Genomic DNA, 4,212 nt, shown 5'->3' on the forward strand with positions numbered 1-4,212 from the left:
AAAGACCCCTAGGCAACCAGCGCCGCACCGAAAAGACGGAAGCCGCCGCGACGACGGTGGCGGCACCGGCAGCCGCCGCTCAGCCGCCGGCAGCCGCGACGACCGAGGTGGCGGTTTCCGTCTGATCCTACTTTGTGGTGCCGCCGAGATTGGCGGCGGTCTGGCCGAACATGATCTTCTTGGCTTCTTCGGTCATGGTCGGCTGGGAGTTGATCTCGGCTGCCCGCGCATAGGCGCGCTCGACCGCGGGCCGAGCCCGGATGGCTTCGAACCAGCGCTTCAGGTTGGGGAAATCGTCCAGGTTCTGCTGCTGGCGCTCATAGGGAACGATCCAGGGATAGGCCGCCATGTCCGCGATCGAGTACTCGCCCGCCACGAAGGGCCGGTCGGCCAAACGGCGGTCCAGCACGCCGTAGAGCCGGTTGGTCTCCTTGACGTAGCGTTCCATCGCATAGGGGATGCGTTCCGGCGCATACTGGACGAAGTGGTGGTTCTGCCCGGCCATGGGTCCAAGGCCGCCCATCTGCCACATCAGCCATTGCAGCACGTCGGCCCGTGCCCGCAGGTCGGTGGGAAGGAACCTGCCGGTCTTTTCGCCGAGATAGATCAGGATAGCTCCCGATTCGAAGACCGAGACCGGCTCACCGCCATCCGCCGGCTCCTGATCGACGATCGCCGGGATGCGGTTGTTCGGCGCAATCTTCAGAAATTCCGGCTTGAACTGCTCGCCCGAGCTGATGTTGACGGGAATGATCCGGTAGGGAAGGCCCGATTCTTCAAGGAAGATGGTGACTTTATGCCCGTTGGGCGTCGTCCAGTAATGCAGATCGATCATGTCGGCAGGCTCCAGCGATGGACCGGGATGAGTTATGGACCGATCATTCCATAACACGCTATGTCATCCCCGGCAACCATCGTGGCCGCGATCCGTTCCTGTGGCCCTACGCGGCCATTCCCCCGTGGCCTTATGCGGCCAGTCCTCTGTCGAACAGCCTGATGACCTTGTTATGGGTATCCTCGTCGAAGAGGAACTGCACCCTGACGTGACCATTGCCGGCCTCGACGATCCGGCCTGGAAGTTCCGCGCCATGGACCACGACGGTCGCCTGCATGCCGACCCGCCACGCACCGTCCAGCTTCAGAGACGTGCCGCCGTCGGAGATATCGACCATGCAGCCGTTCAGGGATTTTCCGTCGATCTTCAGCGTTACCGGCGCATCATGCTTCCGGCGTTCGAAGCTGCGGCGTTCTCCCGCGTTCGTCATGGCAGCCAGGAACTGATCGACCTCGCCGCGCAACGTTTCCGCCTGGAGAGACAGGTCGGACGCCGCCGCCAGCAACCGCGAGGCCGCAACCTTGGTGAAGTCGGTGGTTTCGCGGACGAGTCCGATGTTTTCCGAGGCATGGTTGGTCTTTTCCGCCGCTTCCTGGACGTTCCTGCTGATCTCGGACGTGGATGCGCTCTGCTCGGTCACCGCAGGGGCGATCGTCCCGGAATCTCCGTCGATCGCTTCGATCGTGCGCGATACTTCCGCAATCAGGGACGCGACATTGTTGGCGGCCGACACGACGGCGTCGACCTTGGTCGTCACTTCCTCGGTCGCCTTCGACGTCTGCGTAGCCAGGTTCTTGACCTCCCCGGCCACGACGGCGAAACCCTTGCCGGCTTCTCCGGCCCGCGCCGCCTCGATCGTGGCGTTCAGCGCCAAAAGATTGGTTTGCGACGCTATGTCCTGAATGAACTGGACGATCTGGGTCACGCCGGCTGCGACTTGACGGTATCGAACGCAAACGCCGGTACCTTTCGGGACCGGCGTTTGCGCAGTTTTTTAAGCTTTCCTGCGTGCCAGTGCGGTGTCCAGCGCCAGCATGACCAGTAGCGACGCGCCGACCAGCGGGAACACGACGCCGCCGACCGCCAGGATGCCGACGACGCCGCGAAGGACGCGCCGGTCCGACGGTGCCGGGGGGACGCCGAAACTGCCCCGTGGCCGCCGCTTCCACCACATGACGCCGGCCGATCCCGACATCAGGACGATAGCGGCGCAGACGGCGAGCATGACCAGCTGATTGGCCAGCCCGTATTCCTGACCCATGTGGACATTTACGCCCCATTCCAGGCCTTTGCCGAGCGGACCGTAGTCGGCGAAGCTCATGTCGATCAGCGGCTTGCCGGAATACTGGTCGAGGTGGACGACACGCTGCTGCGACAGGTCGTCGGGGTAGACCGAACCGGTATAGACGCCGGTCGGACCGCCGGGCAGGGCGATGGCATAGCCCTTCGCCAGTCCCAGCCGGTCGAAGACGGCGACGGCGGCGTCCAGCCCGATGGGACCGCCGCCAGCACTGGCGGGACCGGACTCTGGCATGCGGGCCTGTTCCAGCGACCAGGTCGTCGGTCCGGTGTGGGCCAGGTGCTCGTCCGACATGGGGACGGCGACGCGGACGCCGGCCGGATAGCCGAAGTTGGAACCGTTGGCCCACTCGTTGACGTACTTGCCCCAGACGATCGACCACGGCATCCCGGTGGCCGCCAGGAACAGGATGAAGAAGCCGGCGAACAGCCCCGTGACCGCATGGACGTCCCGCCACCACATCCGGCGCTTCGGCGTGCCGCGAACCGTCACGACGCCTCCCGCCCGTCCGCCCGCCTGCCCGCGCGGCCACCAGAGATAGATGCCGGTCGCGACCAGCAGGATGGCCCAGCCTGCGGCGATCTCGATCAAGCCGTTGGCGACGGGACCGAAGAAGGCGAGGCTGTGGATCTGGCGGACGATCCCTATGACCGTTCCCTTGTCGGGGATGTCTCCCAGGACCCGCCCGTCATAGGGGTTGACGAAGACCGACAGCTTGGGCCCGGCCGAGGTCTTGACCACGACTTCGGCGGAAGCGTCCGGCGCTGCCGGCGGCAGGTACTTTGCCGCCGTGCCGGGATAGGCGTCCAGCGCTGCAGCGACGATGGCCGACGGGGCGGTCTGCGCCGTCGCCTGGGCTTCGACGCGCTTGAGGTCTGCATGGATCAGCCCGTCGATCTCCTGGTGGAACAGGTAGAGCGCTCCCGTCACTGCGAGGACGATCAGGAAGGGCAGGGCGAAAAGGCCGGCGTAGAAATGCCAGCGCCAGACAGCCCGGTAGAGGCTGGATGCCGTCCCCGCCGCCGGTGCGGCGCGGGAAATGGTCGGAACGGCGATGTCCGTCATGATATGCGGTCCTGATGGGAGCCGGGCGCACGCGCGTCGGCGCGGCGGCCGCAAGGCTCCGTGTGCCAAAGGAATCGTTCGATTGGGAAATCAGGCCGTAACGGGTGGCGCCCTTGCTCCGACCGGCAGCCAAGCGGTTGCTCCAGGCAGGGACCGAACGCTGAAGATCCGAAGCGCCGCATCGCCCCGCGTGATCGGCGGCAAGGCCGCGACGCCGGGAAGCAGCGCCGGGCCGGTCAGGCACCCCAGACCGCACAGCAGCGTGCAGCAGAGCTCGTGCCCGCTGCGGTCGTCATGCCGCTCGTGCTCGTCCGAAGGGGCGGACGCCGGCATCGCCGCCATATCGTCGTGCAGGCACATCGACGCCATGGAGTCGAAGGCTGCTGCATCGGCGGCAACCGGCATCCCCGCCTGAAGCGTGGGGGAGACGCCGGAATGGCCTTGGGCGATCAGGACGCAGGCCAGCAGCGCCGCGATAGCCGCGCGCTTCCAACCCATCAAACCTGACCATCTCAGTGCCATGGCCGCTACGCTTATCCAGTTCGGTTCGACCGTCAACAAACTTTCGACTTTTTCCAGACGGATCGGTTCGGCCATTATTCCCCAAGCCGCCTGTCCAAATCCGGAACCGCCGTCACGGTCGCCGTGTTCGTCCGGGAAACCCCCGAAGGAGATCCACCATGCCGCTACGCACCATCCCCTTTGGCGACGGAGAAGTCCCCACTCTGGGTCAGGGCACCTGGTTCATGGGTGAGGACCGCGGCGAGCGCCCCCGCGAGGTCAAGGCGCTGCAATTGGGACTGGACCTCGGCATGACGCTGATCGACACGGCGGAGATGTACGCCGACGGCGGCGCAGAGGAGGTCGTGGGCGAGGCGATCAAGGGCCGGCGGGACGATTGCTTCCTGGTCAGCAAGGCCTATCCGCAGAACGCTGGCCGCCGCAGCGCGATCCAGGCCTGCGAGCGTAGCCTGAAGCGGATCGGGACCGACTATCTCGATGTCTACCTGCT

At 65.7% G+C, this 4,212-nt stretch carries 5 protein-coding genes; 1 reads left to right on the forward strand and 4 read right to left on the reverse strand.

What is annotated here, in order from left to right; translation table 11 throughout:
* Positions 1-127: 127 nt before the first annotated feature.
* The 4 genes from AC5JJ6_RS01525 to AC5JJ6_RS01540 form a co-directional block, all read right to left on the reverse strand.
* On the reverse strand, positions 128-835 hold the full coding sequence (locus AC5JJ6_RS01525; RefSeq protein ID WP_496040348.1) for a glutathione binding-like protein: 708 nt from the start codon (positions 833-835) through the stop codon (positions 128-130).
* Between the two features lie 130 nt (positions 836-965).
* Positions 966-1,760, reverse strand: coding sequence for a methyl-accepting chemotaxis protein (locus tag AC5JJ6_RS01530; protein ID WP_496040349.1), 795 nt, complete (start codon positions 1,758-1,760; stop codon positions 966-968).
* A 69-nt stretch (positions 1,761-1,829) separates the two neighbouring features.
* Positions 1,830-3,200, reverse strand: a complete 1,371-nt coding sequence (locus AC5JJ6_RS01535; protein ID WP_496040350.1) for a PepSY-associated TM helix domain-containing protein — start codon at positions 3,198-3,200, stop codon at positions 1,830-1,832.
* Positions 3,201-3,290: 90 nt separating this feature from the next.
* Positions 3,291-3,698 (reverse strand): DUF2946 family protein, encoded by a 408-nt coding sequence (locus tag AC5JJ6_RS01540; protein WP_496040351.1) that lies wholly within the window; start codon positions 3,696-3,698, stop codon positions 3,291-3,293.
* 182 nt (positions 3,699-3,880) lie between these two features.
* Here AC5JJ6_RS01540 and AC5JJ6_RS01545 point away from each other — a divergent pair.
* Positions 3,881-4,212, forward strand: a 332-nt coding sequence (locus tag AC5JJ6_RS01545; protein ID WP_496040352.1) for an aldo/keto reductase, incomplete at its 3' end; no start/stop codon positions are given.

Source organism: Skermanella sp., from assembly GCF_059503625.1.

What these genes read in the sequence shown, in the direction of transcription:
- AC5JJ6_RS01525 (WP_496040348.1), bottom strand. Translation starts at nt 835, where the DNA reads ATGATCGATCTGCATTACTGGACGACGCCCAACGGGCATAAAGTCACC.
- AC5JJ6_RS01535 (WP_496040350.1), bottom strand. Translation starts at nt 3,200, where the DNA reads ATGACGGACATCGCCGTTCCGACCATTTCCCGCGCCGCACCGGCGGCG.
- AC5JJ6_RS01540 (WP_496040351.1), bottom strand. Translation starts at nt 3,698, where the DNA reads ATGGGTTGGAAGCGCGCGGCTATCGCGGCGCTGCTGGCCTGCGTCCTG.